This is a genomic window from Agromyces sp. MMS24-K17, from assembly GCF_043950245.1.
Classification (GTDB): Bacteria; Actinomycetota; Actinomycetes; order Actinomycetales; family Microbacteriaceae; genus Agromyces.
The window spans coordinates 3,659,992-3,674,386 of sequence record NZ_CP171640.1; the positions used below are offsets into that span (position 1 = coordinate 3,659,992).

Genomic DNA, 14,395 nt, shown 5'->3' on the forward strand with positions numbered 1-14,395 from the left:
GGAAGAAGGACGACGGATGTCCCACCCTGAGCTCGCCGACGACGACGCGCGCCGGATCGGCCTCGCCGAGGCGTGGATCGCGCAGGACCCCGACCCCGAGACCCGCGACGAGCTCGCCGCGATCATCGAGGGCGTGCGCACCGGCGACCCCTCGGCCGCGGCCGACCTCGCCGACCGCTTCGACGCCCGGCTCGCGTTCGGCACCGCCGGGCTCCGCGGGGCGATCGCCGCCGGCCCGAACCGGATGAACCGAGTGCTCGTCTCGCAGGCCGCCGCCGGCCTCGCCGCGTACGTGCTCGAGCACGCCGAGCCGGGCGAGACGCCCTCGATCGTCATCGGGTACGACGGCCGGAAGAACTCCGACGTGTTCGCGCGCGACTCGGCCGAGGTCATCGCCGGCGCCGGCGTCCGCGCCATCCTGCTCCCCCGGCTGCTGCCGACGCCGGTGCTCGCGTTCGCCGTGCGGCACCTCGGCACGAGCGCGGGCATCATGGTGACGGCCTCGCACAACCCGCCCAACGACAACGGCTACAAGGTGTACCTCGGCGGCGAGCACCACGGCTCGCAGATCGTGTCTCCCGCCGACGCCGAGATCGCCGCGCACATCCTGCGCGTCGCCGACTCGTCGGCGGTGCCCGACCTGCCGCGCGGCACCTTCGAGACGGCACCCGAGTCGGTGGTCGACGCCTACGTCGAGCAGACCGCCGCGGTCGCCGCGGCACCCGCCTCCCCCGACGCGCAGCCGGTCGTCGTCTACACCGCGATGCACGGCGTCGGCTGGGAGACGATGGCGAAGGTGCTCGACCGCGCCGGGTTCCGCACGCCGGCGCTCGTCGACGCGCAGATCAGCCCGGATGCGGCGTTCCCGACGGTGTCGTTCCCGAACCCGGAGGAACCGGGTGCCATGGACCTCTCGTTCGCCCGCGCCGCCGAGTCCGGCGCCGACCTGGTCATCGCCAACGACCCCGACGCCGACCGCCTCGCGATCGCGATCCCGGATGCCTCGGCCGACGCCGGCTGGCGCCGGCTGAGCGGCAACGAGGTCGGCCTGCTGCTCGGCTGGCAGGTGGCCGAGCAGGCCGCGGCCGCGGCCGCCGGCGACGGCGGCCCGGAGGGCTCCCTCGCCTGCTCCATCGTCTCGTCGCCCGGCCTCGAGGCCGTCGCGCGGGCCTACGGCCTCGAGTTCGAGGCGACCCTCACCGGGTTCAAGTGGATCTCCCGCGCACCCGGACTGCGGTTCGGCTTCGAGGAGGCGCTCGGCTACCTCGTGAACCCCGAGACCGTGCGCGACAAGGACGGCATCTCCGCAGGCGTCGCGTTCCTGTCGCTCGCGGCGCGGCTGCACGCCGAGGGCCGGACGGTCGCCGACCACCTCGATGCGTTCGTCGAGCGGTTCGGATGCTTCGCCTCCGGCCAGGTCTCGATCCGCGTGACCGACCTGGCGCGCATCGGCGCCGTCATGTCCGCCCTCCGGGCGAACCCGCCGTCGCACGTCGGCGACGTGCGCGTCGACCGCATCGAGGACCTCGCCGACGGGTTCGGCGCGCTGCCGCCGTCGGACGTGCTGCGGATCGTGCTCGCCGACGGCAGCCGGGTCATGGTGCGGCCGAGCGGCACCGAGCCGAAGCTCAAGGTCTACATCGACGCCGTGTCCGAGCAGGGCACGGTCGCGGAGCGCCGCGCTGCGGCGAACGCGTCGGTCGCCGCCATCGAGGCGGCCATGCGGGAGCTCGTGGCGTAGCCGGGGCGCAGGCCGGAGCCGGAGTCGGCGCCGGGATCAGCCCAGCGCGCGCTCGAGGCTCGAGCCGATCTCGTCGACGTCGAAGTAGTTCACGACCTCGATGACCTCGGCGAACGACGTGCCGAGCGCCTCGCGCACGGCCGCCGCCAGCTCGGTCGAGGTGAGCACGATCTGCGCATCGGCGGCCGCGGCCGCGACCCCGGCGAGGTCGGCGGCGCTCACGTCGGCATCCAGCCCGCGACGCTCCAGGGCGCGCTCGGCGTTCACCTTGAGGATGGCCGACGTGCCGATGCCGGCACCGCACACGGCGATGATCTTCATGCGGGATCCCTCGGGTCGGGAACGGGGTCGGGGTTCGGCACGGCGCCGAGGATCTCGCGTACCTCGTCGGGAGTCGCCGCCTCCGCGATGCGGGTGATCACGCCCGGTCCGTCGAACGCCTTCGCGAGTTCGGCGACGAGCCCGACGTGCTCCTCCGCGTTGGTGACGGCCAGGCCGACGACGACCCGCACCGGGTCGTTGTGCGGATGCCCGAAGGCGACGGGCTCGGCGAGGGTGACCACGACGATGCCCTCGCGACGCACGTCGGGCCCGGGGCGGGCGTGCGCGAGCGCGAGCCCCGGCGCGATGACGACGTACGCGCCGAACTCCTCGATCACCGCGATCATGCGGTCGGCGTACTCCGCGGAGGTCGCGCCCGAGCGCACGAGCGCGCGACCAGCCTCGCGGACGGCGGCCCGCCAGTCGGCTGCGTCGGCGCCGAGCACGATCGAACGCTCGGGCAGGGGCGGCAGGCTCATCGGGGTCCGTTCAGGCGTGGGCGGGGCAGGGGTCAGGCCTCGTCGAAGCCGTCCTCGATCTGCTCGGCGAGCTCTTCGCGATCGTCGATCGGGAGGAACGCGCCGGCAGCGGCGTTGAGCTGGAACACCTCGAGGTCGTCGAGGTCGTACCCGAAGGCGTCGCTCAGCAGGGCGAGCTCGCGCGTCAGCGACGTGCCCGACTGGAGTCGGTTGTCGACGTTCACGGTGACCCGGAAGCCGAGCTGGTACAGGATGTCGAACGGGTGGTCGACCAGTTCGTCGCCCCACGCCGCGATCGCGCCGGTCTGCACGTTCGACGACGGGCTCGTCTCGAGCGGGATCTCGCGGTCGCGCACCCACTGCGCGGTCGGGCCGAGGGTGACGTACGTGCCCTCGTCGTCCTTGTGGTCGATGATGAGGTCCTCCGCGATGCGGACGCCGTGGCCGAGGCGCAGCGCACGGCCGTCGACGAGGGCCCCGCGGATCGACTCGAGGCCGTCGGCCTCGCCGGCGTGCACCGTGACGGGCATGAAGCGGCTCGCGAGGTAATCGAACGCGGTGCGGTGACGGCTCGGCGGGAAGCCGGCCTCCGGCCCCGCGATGTCGAAGCCGACGACGCCGCGGTCGCGGTGCCGCACGGCGAGCTCGGCGATCTCGAGCCCGCGGTCGAGGTGGCGCATCGCGGTGACGAGCTGGCCGGTGCGGATGCGGCGGCCCAGGCTGCGGGCGTCGTCGACGCCCTGGTCGAGGCCGGCCTGCACCGCCTCGACGGCCTCGTCGAGCGAGAGGCCGCGGGTGAGGTGCTGCTCGGGCGCCCAGCGCACCTCGCCGTAGATCACGCCGTCGGCGGCGAGGTCCTGCACGAACTCGCGCGCGACGCGGGTGAGCCCCTCGCGGGTCTGCATCACGGCGGTGGTGAGGTCGAACGTCTTCAGGTACTCGACGAGCGACCCGGAGTTCGACTGCACCGAGAACCACTCGCCGAGCGACTCCGCGTCGCTCGCGGGCAGCTCGAGGCCGATCTCCTCGCCGAGCTCGATCAGGGTCTGCGGCCGGAGGCCGCCGTCGAGGTGGTCGTGCAGCGAGATCTTCGGGAGGGCCCGGAGGTCCGCGCCGTCGCCGTCGAGCCGGTACTCCGTCGCGTTGGTGTCCACGTGTCCACGATAGCGGCGCGCCGCCGCCGAAGTCTCGGCGATTTCGAAGCTCGGCGCACCCCGTGCGCACCGCCGGGCCCCGCCGGATGCGGTAGGGCGCCGCGCGGAGCGGCTACCGCCCGATGCGCTCCACGACGAGCGGACCGCCGTCCTCGATCTCCTCGCCCTCGTCGCCGATCCGCCACGCCCCCTCGACGGCCTCGAGCGCCCGGGCGAATCGCGCGGGCTCGTCGGCGTGCAGGGTGAACAACGGCTGGCCCGCGCGCACGGCGTCGCCGGGCTTCGCGTGCAGGTCGATGCCCGCCGCGTGCTGCACCGGGTCCTCCTTGCGTGCGCGTCCCGCGCCGAGGCGCCAGGCGGCGATGCCGAACGGCAGGGCCTCCTGCGCCACGAGCACGCCGTCGCGGTCGGCCGTCACGACGTGCTGCTCGCGGGCGACGGGGAGCGGGGCATCCGGATCGCCGCCCTGGGCGCGGATGGTGGCACGCCACGCGTCCATCGCCCGGCCGTCGTCGAGCGCGGCCTCCACGTCGACGTCGATGCGACCCGTGAGGGCCAGCATCTCGCGCGCGAGCGCGACCGTGAGCTCGCGGACGTCGGCCGGCCCGCCTCCGGCGAGCACCTCGACCGACTCGCGCACCTCGTTGGCGTTGCCGATCGTGAGCCCGAGCGGCACGTTCATGTTCGTGAGCAGCGCGCTCGTGGCCACCCCGGCGTCCTCGCCGAGCTCGACCATCGTGCGCGCCAGCTCGCGCGATCGCTCGATGTCGGTGAGGAACGCGCCCGAGCCGAACTTCACGTCGAGCACCAGGGCACCCGTGCCCTCGGCGATCTTCTTCGACATGATCGACGACGCGATCAGCGGGATCGCCTCGACGGTGCCGGTGATGTCGCGGAGCGCGTAGAGCTTCTTGTCGGCCGGCGCGAGCCCGGCGCCCGCGGCGCAGATCACGCCGCCGTGGTCGCGGAGCTGGGCGAACATCTCCTCGTTCGTGAGCTCGGCCCGCCAGCCCGGGATGGACTCGAGCTTGTCGAGGGTGCCGCCGGTGTGCCCGAGCCCGCGGCCCGAGAGTTGCGGCACGGCGACGCCGAAGGCGGCCACGAGCGGCATCAGCGGGAGCGTGATCTTGTCGCCGACGCCGCCCGTCGAGTGCTTGTCGGTGGTCGGCTTGCCGAGGCCCGAGAAGTCCATGCGCTCGCCCGAGGCGATCATCGCCATGGTCAGGTCGCGGATCTCGCGTCGGCCCATCCCGTTGAGGAAGATCGCCATCGTCATCGCCGACATCTGCTCGTCGGCGACGTAGCCGCGCGTGTACGCGTCGACCAGCCACCCGATCTGCTCGGTCGACAGCTCGCCGCCGTCGCGCTTGGTGCGGATCAGGTCGACGGCGTCGAACGCCTCCACGCCGCTCATGCGGACTCCCCTCGGAACTCGGCCAGCTGCCTCGGCCCGAACGCGTCGGGCAGCACCTCGTCGATGGTCTTGAAGCCCGACACCGTGTCGAGCACCATCCCCTCGGCGGAGTGCTCGTAGAGCAGCTGCCGGCACCGGCCGCACGGCATCAGGGTGTTGCCGTGCCCGTCGACGCAAGTGAAGGCGACCAGCTTGCCGCCGCCCGACATGACGAGCGCCGACACCAGCGAGCACTCGGCGCACAGGGTCACGCCGTACGACGCGTTCTCGACGTTGCATCCGCTCACCACGCGGCCGTCGTCGACGATCGCCGCGGCGCCCACGGGGAACTGGGAGTACGGCGCGTACGCCTTCGCCATCGCGTCGCGGGCGAGGCCGCGCAGGTGCTCCCAGTCGACGGTCTCCGGTGCGGTCATGGTGGTGCTCCTAGGACTTGATGTAGGGCTTGCCGGCGGCCGCGGGACCGCGGACCTTCCCGACGAAGCCGGCGACCGCGAGGATCGTGACGACGTACGGCAGCATGAGCATGAACTCGCTGGGCACGGGCGACCCGATGACCGAGAGCGTGTTCTGCAGGTTGGACGCGAAGCCGAACAGGAGCGCCGCGAGGGTCGCCTTGATCGGGTCCCACTGGCCGAAGATGACGGCGGCCAGGGCGATGAAGCCCGCGCCCGCGGTCATCTCCTTGTTGAACGCGCCGACGGCGCCCAGCGTGAAGAACGCGCCGCCGAGGCCCGCGATCGCGCCGCCCAGCGAGACGTTCCAGAACCGGGTGCTGTTCACGTTGATGCCGACGGTGTCGGCGGCCTGCGGGTGCTCGCCCACGGCGCGGAGGCGGAGGCCCCAGCGCGTGTGGAACAGCCCGAAGTACACGGCCGCGACCGCGACGTACATGATGTAGACGATGATCGTCTGCCGGAAGAACATCGGGCCGATCAGCGGGATCTCGCTCAGCAGCGGGATCGGCAGGCGCTCGAGGCGCGGCGGCGAGTTCAGCACCGCCGCGTTCGGCGCGAGCACCTGCGAGAACAGGAAGCTCGTGAGGCCGAGCACGAGCACGTTGAGCACGACGCCGACGATGACCTGGTCGACGAAGTACTTGATCGAGAACGCGGCGAGCACGAAGGACACCAGCACGCCCGCCGCGGCCGCGGCGATGAGGCCGAGCGTCTGGCCGAGCACCGCCTGCCCGACCGCCGAGGCGACCACGGCCGACGTGAACGCGCCGGCGAGCAGCTGGCCCTCGATCGCGATGTTCACGACGCCGACCCGCTCCGAGATCACGCCGCACAGCGCGCCGAAGATCAGCGGAACCGACAGGCTCAGCGCACCGGCCAGGAGGCCCGGCACCGGGATCGTCGAGGTGTCGGCGCCCGCGGCGGCCCAGGTGAGGAACGCGATGATGAAGACCAGCGCGAACACGATGGTGTACCAGATCGAGATGCGCCGCCGGGCGCGGACGAGCAGGAAGCTCGCGATCGTGATGGCCGCCATGATCGCGACGCTCACCCAGGCGGTGATCGTCGCGTCGAGGGTGACCTCGGGCAGCTGCAGCGCGTCGCCGGCGGGCGACAGTCGGAAGACCGCCTCGCCGCCGTGGCCGGCGAAGACGAACAGCACGATGGCGATCAGCGTGACGACGCCGAACGTGATCGGCGCCTTCCAGCTGACGACGACCGTGGTCTCGAGCGCCGCGGGGGCCGCGGGCGTGGTGGGGGTGTCCTGGGATGCGACGGTCACTTCGCCTCCACCTCCTTGGTGACGATCGGGCGGGGTCGCTTCGGAGCCGAGCCGGGGGCCGGCAGCCGGAAGATCGCCCGCACGAGCGGCGGGGCCGCGATGAAGAGCACGATGAGCGACTGCACGACGAGCACGATGTCGATCGGCACGCCCTCGGCCGCCTGCATCGAGAAGCCGCCGGCCTTGAACGCGCCGAACAGGATGCCCGCGAGCAGGATGCCGAAGGGCGACGAGCGGCCGAGCAGCGCGACGGTGATCGCGTCGAACCCGATGCCGGCGTCGATGCCCGACGAGAAGCCGGTGGTCACGGTGCCGAGCACCTGGTTCACGCCGGCGAGGCCGACGAGCGCGCCCGAGATCAGCATCGCGTAGACGTACATCGACTTCACGTTGATGCCGGCGACGCGGGCCGCGTTCGGGTTCTCGCCGACGGCGCGGAACTGGAAGCCGAGGCTCGAGCGCTCGAGGATCCACCACACCAGGAACACGGCGGCGATCGAGAGGATGAAGCCGAAGTGCAGGTTGTACTGCGGCCCGAGCAGGTCGAAGAACACGGCCGTGTCCTTCATGGGCGGCGTCTTCGGGTTGTTGGAGCCCGGCGCCTGGAGGAGGCCCGGGGTGCGAAGCATCCACGTCACGAGGTAGAGCGCGACGTAGTTGAGCATGATCGTGACGATGACCTCGTGCGCGCCGGTTCGCGCCTTCAGCAGGCCGGCGATGCCGGCCCACAGCGCACCGGCGATGAGGCCCGCGATGAGGGCGACCACCATGTGCAGCCCCATCGGCAGGTCGAACGAGAACGCCACCCAGCCGGCGGCCGCCGAGGCGAGGAGCATCTGGCCGCGGCCACCGATGTTGAACATGCCCACGCGGAAGGCGAGGCCGACGCCCAGGCCGGCCGCGACGAGCGGCGTCGCGAAGGTCAGCGTCTCGGTGAGCGGGCGGATGCCGGCCGCGAACTCGGGGCGGCGGAAGTTGTAGATCGACCCCTGGAAGAACGCCACGTACGCGCCCGAGACCGATTCCCAGATGGCGACGAACGTGTCGCCCGGCCGGGCGAAGAAGTACCCGGATGCCGCCTGCACCCGCTCGTCAGTGAAGGCGATCATGATCGCGCCGACCAGCAGCGCGAGCACGACCGCGAGCACCGAGATGATCGCGTTGCCGGTGGCGATCTCGCGCAACGCCTGGTGCCAGCGGCTCGGCGGCTCGACCCCGGCCGGAGGCGCGGCCGGCGCCGGCGCCGCGGCCTGCGGCGATGCGGGGGTCGTGGGCGTCGTGCCCGGGGTGGGCTCGCTCATGCCGCGGCTCCTTCGCTCGTGGGCGTCTCGCCGGCCATCATCAGGCCGAGCACGTCGCGCGGGGTGTCGCCGGGCACGATGCCGACGACGCGGCCCCGGTACATCACCATGATCCGGTCGGCGAGGGCCGTGACCTCGTCGAGCTCGGTCGAGACGACCACGACGGGCACGCCCGCGTCGCGCGTCTCGATGATGCGCTTGTGGATGAACTCGATGGACCCGACGTCCACGCCGCGCGTGGGCTGGGCCGCGACGAGCAGCCGCAGCTCGCGGCTGAGCTCGCGGGCGAGCACCACCTTCTGCTGGTTGCCGCCGGAGAGCCGCCCGACCTTCGTCTCGATGGACGGGGTGCGGACGTCGAACTCCTTCACCTTGTCGGTCGCGAACTCCGCGAGCGGGCCGAGCTGCAGGTTGCCGGCCTTCACGAACGGCGGGCCGTCGGCCCGGTCGAGCATGAGGTTCTCGGCGATCGAGAACTCGCCGACGAGCCCGTCCTCGGTGCGGTCCTCGGGCACGAAGCCGACGCCGGCGTTCAGGATGGTGCGCACGCTCTCGTGCGTGAGGTCGCGCCCCTCGAGGCTGATGCGGCCCTCGACGCGCGGCTGGAGGCCGACGAGCGCCTCGGTGAGCTCGGTCTGCCCGTTGCCCTGGACCCCGGCGATGCAGAGCACCTCGCCGCGGCGGACCTCGAAGCTCACGTCGTTGACGACGAGGTGCCCGAACGGGTCGATCACCGTCAGCCCCTCGACGACGAGGTCGGGCGCGCCGAGATTCGGCGCGCCCTTCTGCACGGTGAGCTCGACGGCGCGGCCCACCATCAGCGACGCCAGCTCGGCGTTCGACGCCGTCGGGGATGCCTCGCCGACGACCTTGCCGAGCCGGATGACCGTGATGCGGTCGGCGACCTCGCGCACCTCGCGGAGCTTGTGGGTGATGAAGACGATGGAGGTGCCCGACTCCTTGAGCTGGCGCATGATCGCCATGAGCTCGTCGGTCTCCTGCGGCGTGAGCACCGCGGTGGGCTCGTCGAAGACGAGCACCTTCGCGTCGCGGGAGAGCGCCTTGATGATCTCGACGCGCTGCTGGACGCCGACCGGCAGGTCGTCGACGAGGGCGTCGGGGTCGACGTCGAACCCGAACCGCTCGGAGATCTCGCGCACCTTCGCGCGGGCCGTGGCGAGGTCGAGCACGCCGCCGGCCTTGGTGGACTCGTGGCCGAGCATGACGTTCTCGGCGACGGTGAAGACGGGGATGAGCATGAAGTGCTGGTGCACCATGCCGATGCCGGCGCGCATCGCGTCACCCGGCCCGGCGAAGTGCTGCACCTCGTCGTCGAGGAGGATCTCGCCCTCCTCGGCGTGGTACAGGCCGTACAGGACGTTCATCAGCGTCGACTTGCCCGCACCGTTCTCGCCGAGGAGGCAGTGGATCTCGCCGGCCTCCACGACGAGGTCGATGTGGTCGTTGGCGACCAGTGAACCGAACCTCTTCGTGATGCCTCGGAGTTCGAGTTTCATGTTCCCGATCCTAGTGACGGGCGCGCAGATGCAGCAGGTCGCGCGCGAAAGTCGGGCGGTGCCCGGATGGACTGCTCAGATGTTGCGGCGGGTGCCCATCCGAGCGGAACGCGAAGGGGAGGCCGGTTCGCACCGACCTCCCCTTCGTGGAGGCGACTAGCTCGCCAGGTACGACTCGACGGTGATGTCACCGGAGACGATCGCGGCCTTCAGCTCGTCGAGCTTCGACGCGAGGTCGGCCGGGACCTTCGACTCCCAGTCGTGGAACGGCGCGACGCCCACGCCCTCGTTCTCGAGGGTGCCGACGAACGGCGCGGCGTCGAAGTTGCCGTTGCCGGCCTCGACGATGGCCTCGTGGACACCGACGTCGATGCCCTTGAGGATCGAGGTGAGGAGGAGGCTGCCGACCGACGGGTCGGTCTCGTACACGTCGGCGTCGACGCCGATGAGGGCGATCTCACGGCCCGAGTCGGTGATCGCCGCGGCGGCCGACTGGTAGATCGGGCCGCCGACGGGCAGCAGGATATCGACGTTCTGGTCGATCAGGCCCTGGGCGATCTGGCGAGCGGTGTCGTTCGCCTCGAAGCCGCCGGTGAAGGAGCCGTCCTGTGCGGCGCGGTCCCAGCCGAGGAGCTTGACGGCGGTGCCGTTCTGCTCGTTGTAGTAGTCGATGCCCTGGGCGAAGCCGTCCATGAAGATCGACACGGTCGGGATGTTCATGCCGCCGAAGGTGCCGACGACGCCGGTCTGGGTGACGCCCGCCGACAGGTAGCCCGCGAGGAACGCGGCCTGGGCGGTGTCGAAGATGATCGGCTTGATGTTCGGGGCATCGGTCGTGCCGTCGAAGTCCTGGTCGACGGTGTCGTCGATCGAGACGAACTCGAGGTCGGGGTTCGCGGTGGCGGCCTCGAGGGCGGCCGGGGCGAGCAGGAAGCCGACCGTGACGATCGTGTTGCAGCCCTGGTCGACGAGGCTCTGGATGTTCGACGCGTAGTCGGTCTCCGCAGCGGACTCGACGGCCTTGAACTCCACGCCGAGCTCCTCGGCGGCGGCCTCGAGGCCCTCGTAGCCGAGCTGGTTGAAGGACTTGTCGTCGAAGCCGCCTGCGTCGGAGACCATGCAGGGCAGGTAGTCGAGCGCCTCGCCGGTGCTCTCGGGGCCCTCTTCCGGCGCCGAGGCGCAGCCGGCGAGCAGCGCGGCGGCGCCGAACATCGCAAGGCCGCCGAACGCGGCCTTCTTGGTCGTGAACGTCACAGTGTCCTCCAAAGACTGCGCCCCGCATTCCCGGGGCGATTGCAAATCACGTTACCCCCGGTTGCATTCGGCGTTCAGGCCTCGGCCCCCCGCTTCATCCAATGGTTATCAAGACGCGACATTCTGCTCAGATGAGCAGGCCGGAGGCCGCATGCGCACCCTCGATCAGGGGGTGCTGGGCGACTCGACCACCAGGTCGCCGGCGATGATCGCCTGCCGCAGCCCCTCGATCTCGCCGTCGAGCTCGGGCGTGACGAGGCTCGCGAGGTCGTGGTACGGCGCGATCTCCACGCCGCCGTTCTCGAGCGTGCCGACGTAGGCGTCGCTCGTGAACGCGTCGTCGACGACGTCCCCGACGATCTCGACCATCGCCTGCTGCGTGTTCTTCAGCACGCTGGTGAGGATCACCGGGTGGAACTCGGCCGGCAGCGTCTCGTAGCCGTCGCTGTCGACCCAGATCACCGACACGCCGCCGCGCTCGATGGCCGCCGCCGCCGCGCCCTCGCCGACCTGCCCCGCGACCGGCAGCACGACGTCGGCACCCTGGTCGATGAAGCCCTCGGTGAGCACCTTCCCCTTGTTGATGTCCTCGAAGTCGCCCGTGAACGCACCGTCCTGCGTCGCCTTGTCCCAGCCGAGCGCGCGCACCTGGGTGCCATGCACAGCGTTGTACTTCGCCACTCCGTCGACGAACCCGTCCATGAACAGGGTCACCGGGGGCTGGTTGCCGCCGCCGAACGTCGCCACCACGCCGGTCTTCGACACGCCCGCAGCGAGGTAGCCCGCGAGGAAGGAGGCCTGGGCCGTGTCGAACACGACCGGCTTCACGTTGTCGGCCTTGACGACCTCGTCGACGATGGCGAAGGAGACGTCGGGGTTCTTCGCGGCCTGGTCGGCCGTGGCCTCGGCGAGCTCCCAGCCCACCGTCACGATGAGGTCGCAGCCCGAGTCGACCGCCTGCTGCACGTTCGGGGCCAGGTCGGTCTCGCCGGTCGACACGAGCGCCGCGGCCTCGATGCCGTACTCCTCCTCGGCCTGCTGCAGCCCCTCCCAGCTCGACTGGTTGAACGAGCGGTCCTCGAGCCCGCCGGAGTTCGTCACCATGCGGGCGCACACGTCGCTCGCGGCCTCGGTCGAGGCGGGCGGCGCGGTCGCGCAGCCGGCGAGGGCGACGGATGCCGCGCCGAGTGCCGCGACCACGAGGAGGTGCTTCCGACGGGACATCCGATCGCTCCCTTTGCTCGGGTGGCCCGCGAGGGGCTGGGGGTGGACCTAGAGGACGTCGCTCGAGCCGCCGAGGCGGAGGGCGTCGACGACGGCCTTCACGCGCTGGGCATGCTCGCTCGTGGTGACGAGCAGCGCGTCGGGCGTGTCGACGACGACGATGTCCTGCACGCCGATCAGGCTGATCACGCGCTTCGCGCGGCTCACGACGATGCCGCTCGAGGCATCCGACAGCACGCGCGCGTTCTCGCCGAGGATGGCGAGCTCGCCCGAGCGGCCGGCCGTGTTGAGCTTCGCGAGCGAGGCGAAGTCGCCGACGTCGTCCCACTGGAAGTGGCCGCGCACGACGGCCAGCCGCCCCGCGGCGGCCGCGGGCTCGGCGACCGAGTAGTCGATGGCGATCTTCTCGAGGGTCGGCCAGATGCGGTCGACCGCCGGCCCCCGGGTCGCGGGGTCGTCCCACGCGGCGGCGAGCTCGACGAGGCCGGCGTGCAGGGCGGGCTTCGTGCGCGCGAGTTCGGCGAGCAGCACGTCGGCGCGGGCGATGAACATGCCCGCGTTCCAGAGGTGGCGGCCGTCGTCGAGGTAGCGGCGCGCGGTGGCGAGGTCGGGCTTCTCGACGAAGCTCGCGACCGACTCGACGCGCTCGGCGCCCGGGACCGCGAGGTCGGCGCCGCACTCGATGTACCCGAAGCCGACGGCCGGCTCGGTGGGCGTGATGCCGATCGTGGCGATGTAACCGGCGTCGGCCGCTGCGACCGCCTGCTCGACGGCACCGCGGAAGAGGGCGTCGCCCGAGATCACGTGGTCGGCGGCGAACGAGCCGATGATGACGCCCGGCTCGCGGCGCTCGAGGATCGCAGCGGCGAGGCCGATCGCGGCGGTCGAATCACGCGGTTCGCTCTCGAGCACGACGTTGGCGTCGGCGAGGCCCGGCAACTGCCCCTCGACCGCGGCACGGTGGGCGCGGCCGGTGACGACCATGATGCGCTGGTCGCCCGACAGCGGCGCCAGCCGGTCCCACGTGTCCTTCAGCAGCGTCTGCCCCGACCCGGTGAGGTCGTGCAGGAACTTCGGGGCGTCGGCCCGGGAGAGCGGCCAAAGGCGCGAGCCCACGCCGCCGGCGGGGATCACGGCGTAGAAGCGGTCGATCGTGGAGTCTTGCATCCGCCCAGCGTATCCGCGCGGCGGGCACGGACGCGAGGGACGGGCGCCGGGATTTATCTCGACGTCGAGATGGTTAGGCGGCCCTTAGCGGCGACCCGGCGCCCTCCGGGACTAGAATCGCACCGGGCCGTCGCGCCCGTCGCGCCTCTCGTCGGAGGCGATCCACACAGCCATGGAGGGTTGTTCATGCCAGAAACCGAGGCAGGAACCCTGACCGCACCCATCCCGGCCAAGGAGCGGCCGGGCGGCACGCTCTACCGCGGCCGCGAGGGCATGTGGTCGTGGGTGCTCCACCGCATCACCGGTGTCGCCATCTTCTTCTTCCTCCTCGTGCACATCCTCGACACCGCGCTGGTGCGGGTGAGCCCCGAGGCGTACAACGCGGTCATCGGCACCTACCAGACGCCGATCATGGGGCTCGGCGAGGTGGCGCTCGTCGGCGCGATCGTCTTCCACGCGTTCAACGGCATCCGGATCATCCTCGTCGACTTCTGGGCCTGGGCGACCCGCCACCAGAAGCTGCTGTTCTGGATCGTCATCGCCCTCTGGGTGGTCACGATGCTCGGGTTCGCGCCCCGCCACCTCATGAACGTCTTCAGCCACTAGGAACGGGATCGACAGTGACCACCACCATCGAATCGCCCCGGACCCCGGCGCGCCCCGCACCGAAGCGCGGCGTCAACCTGGAGAAGTGGGGCTGGATCTACATGCGGGCGTCGGGCATCGTGCTCGTCGTGCTCGTGTTCGGCCACCTGTTCGTCAACCTCATGGTCGGCGACGGCGTCAAGGCCATCGACTTCGGCTTCGTCGGCGGCAAGTGGGCACAGCCCTTCTGGCAGTGGTGGGACTGCCTGATGCTCTGGCTCGCACTCATCCACGGCGCCAACGGCATGCGCACCCTCGTGAACGACTACACGAACCCCCGCGGGGCGGTGCAGAAGATCCTGAAGGGCGCGCTGCTCGTCGCCGTCGTCGTACTGCTCACCCTCGGCACGCTCGTGATCTTCACGTTCGACCCGTGCCCGGCCGGCTCGCCCGCCGAGCTGCTCCCGTCCTTCTGCCCGGCATCCTGACGAAGAGACC

At 71.4% G+C, this 14,395-nt stretch carries 14 protein-coding genes; 3 read left to right on the forward strand and 11 right to left on the reverse strand.

Annotated elements, in window-relative coordinates; all coding sequences use genetic code 11:
- Positions 1 to 16: 16 nt before the first annotated feature.
- Positions 17 to 1,741 carry a phospho-sugar mutase gene (locus tag ACGGZK_RS16835; protein ID WP_395243768.1) on the forward strand — a complete coding sequence of 575 codons (1,725 nt, stop codon included), beginning with the start codon at positions 17 to 19 and terminating at the stop codon, positions 1,739 to 1,741.
- Positions 1,742 to 1,777: 36 nt separating this feature from the next.
- Here ACGGZK_RS16835 and ACGGZK_RS16840 read toward each other — a convergent pair whose 3' ends face one another.
- From ACGGZK_RS16840 to ACGGZK_RS16890, 11 genes are all read right to left on the reverse strand, one after another.
- A complete protein-coding gene (locus ACGGZK_RS16840; RefSeq protein WP_395243769.1) occupies positions 1,778 to 2,062 on the reverse strand; it encodes a PTS sugar transporter subunit IIB in 285 nt (94 codons plus the stop codon).
- The gene (locus ACGGZK_RS16845) at positions 2,059 to 2,541 is read right to left on the reverse strand and encodes a PTS sugar transporter subunit IIA (protein WP_395243770.1); all 483 of its coding nucleotides are present in this window, start codon (positions 2,539 to 2,541) and stop codon (positions 2,059 to 2,061) included. The genes ACGGZK_RS16840 and ACGGZK_RS16845 overlap by 4 nt, the downstream gene beginning before the upstream one ends.
- A 32-nt stretch (positions 2,542 to 2,573) precedes the next feature.
- A complete protein-coding gene (locus ACGGZK_RS16850; RefSeq protein ID WP_395243771.1) occupies positions 2,574 to 3,695 on the reverse strand; it encodes an adenosine deaminase in 1,122 nt (373 codons plus the stop codon).
- 112 nt (positions 3,696 to 3,807) lie between these two features.
- On the reverse strand, positions 3,808 to 5,109 hold the full coding sequence (locus ACGGZK_RS16855) for a thymidine phosphorylase (RefSeq protein ID WP_395243772.1): 1,302 nt from the start codon (positions 5,107 to 5,109) through the stop codon (positions 3,808 to 3,810).
- Positions 5,106 to 5,525: a cytidine deaminase gene (locus tag ACGGZK_RS16860; RefSeq protein ID WP_395243773.1), complete on the reverse strand. Its 420-nt coding sequence runs from the start codon at positions 5,523 to 5,525 to the stop codon at positions 5,106 to 5,108. Before ACGGZK_RS16860 ends, ACGGZK_RS16855 begins: the two co-directional genes overlap by 4 nt.
- A 10-nt stretch (positions 5,526 to 5,535) precedes the next feature.
- Positions 5,536 to 6,849 (reverse strand): ABC transporter permease, encoded by a 1,314-nt coding sequence (locus tag ACGGZK_RS16865; RefSeq protein ID WP_395243774.1) that lies wholly within the window; start codon positions 6,847 to 6,849, stop codon positions 5,536 to 5,538.
- Positions 6,846 to 8,150: an ABC transporter permease gene (locus ACGGZK_RS16870; RefSeq protein WP_395243775.1), complete on the reverse strand. Its 1,305-nt coding sequence runs from the start codon at positions 8,148 to 8,150 to the stop codon at positions 6,846 to 6,848. The genes ACGGZK_RS16865 and ACGGZK_RS16870 overlap by 4 nt, the downstream gene beginning before the upstream one ends.
- Entirely contained in the window at positions 8,147 to 9,667 is a 1,521-nt protein-coding gene (locus ACGGZK_RS16875; protein ID WP_395243776.1) for an ABC transporter ATP-binding protein, read from the reverse strand. Before ACGGZK_RS16875 ends, ACGGZK_RS16870 begins: the two co-directional genes overlap by 4 nt.
- Positions 9,668 to 9,823: 156 nt before the next feature.
- Complete coding sequence (locus ACGGZK_RS16880) at positions 9,824 to 10,921, reverse strand: BMP family protein (RefSeq protein WP_395243777.1); 1,098 nt, start codon at positions 10,919 to 10,921, stop codon at positions 9,824 to 9,826.
- A 165-nt stretch (positions 10,922 to 11,086) separates the two neighbouring features.
- A complete protein-coding gene (locus ACGGZK_RS16885) occupies positions 11,087 to 12,145 on the reverse strand; it encodes a BMP family protein (protein ID WP_395243778.1) in 1,059 nt (352 codons plus the stop codon).
- A gap of 48 nt (positions 12,146 to 12,193) precedes the next feature.
- The gene (locus ACGGZK_RS16890; protein ID WP_395243779.1) at positions 12,194 to 13,312 is read right to left on the reverse strand and encodes a mannose-1-phosphate guanylyltransferase; all 1,119 of its coding nucleotides are present in this window, start codon (positions 13,310 to 13,312) and stop codon (positions 12,194 to 12,196) included.
- Between the two features lie 186 nt (positions 13,313 to 13,498).
- Here ACGGZK_RS16890 and sdhC point away from each other — a divergent pair, with 186 nt between their 5' ends.
- Both sdhC and ACGGZK_RS16900 read left to right on the forward strand, forming a co-directional pair.
- Positions 13,499 to 13,918 (forward strand): succinate dehydrogenase, cytochrome b556 subunit, encoded by a 420-nt coding sequence (sdhC, locus tag ACGGZK_RS16895; RefSeq protein ID WP_395243780.1) that lies wholly within the window; start codon positions 13,499 to 13,501, stop codon positions 13,916 to 13,918.
- A gap of 14 nt (positions 13,919 to 13,932) precedes the next feature.
- Positions 13,933 to 14,385: a succinate dehydrogenase hydrophobic membrane anchor subunit gene (locus ACGGZK_RS16900; protein ID WP_395243781.1), complete on the forward strand. Its 453-nt coding sequence runs from the start codon at positions 13,933 to 13,935 to the stop codon at positions 14,383 to 14,385.
- The last annotated feature ends 10 nt before the right edge of the window (positions 14,386 to 14,395 follow it).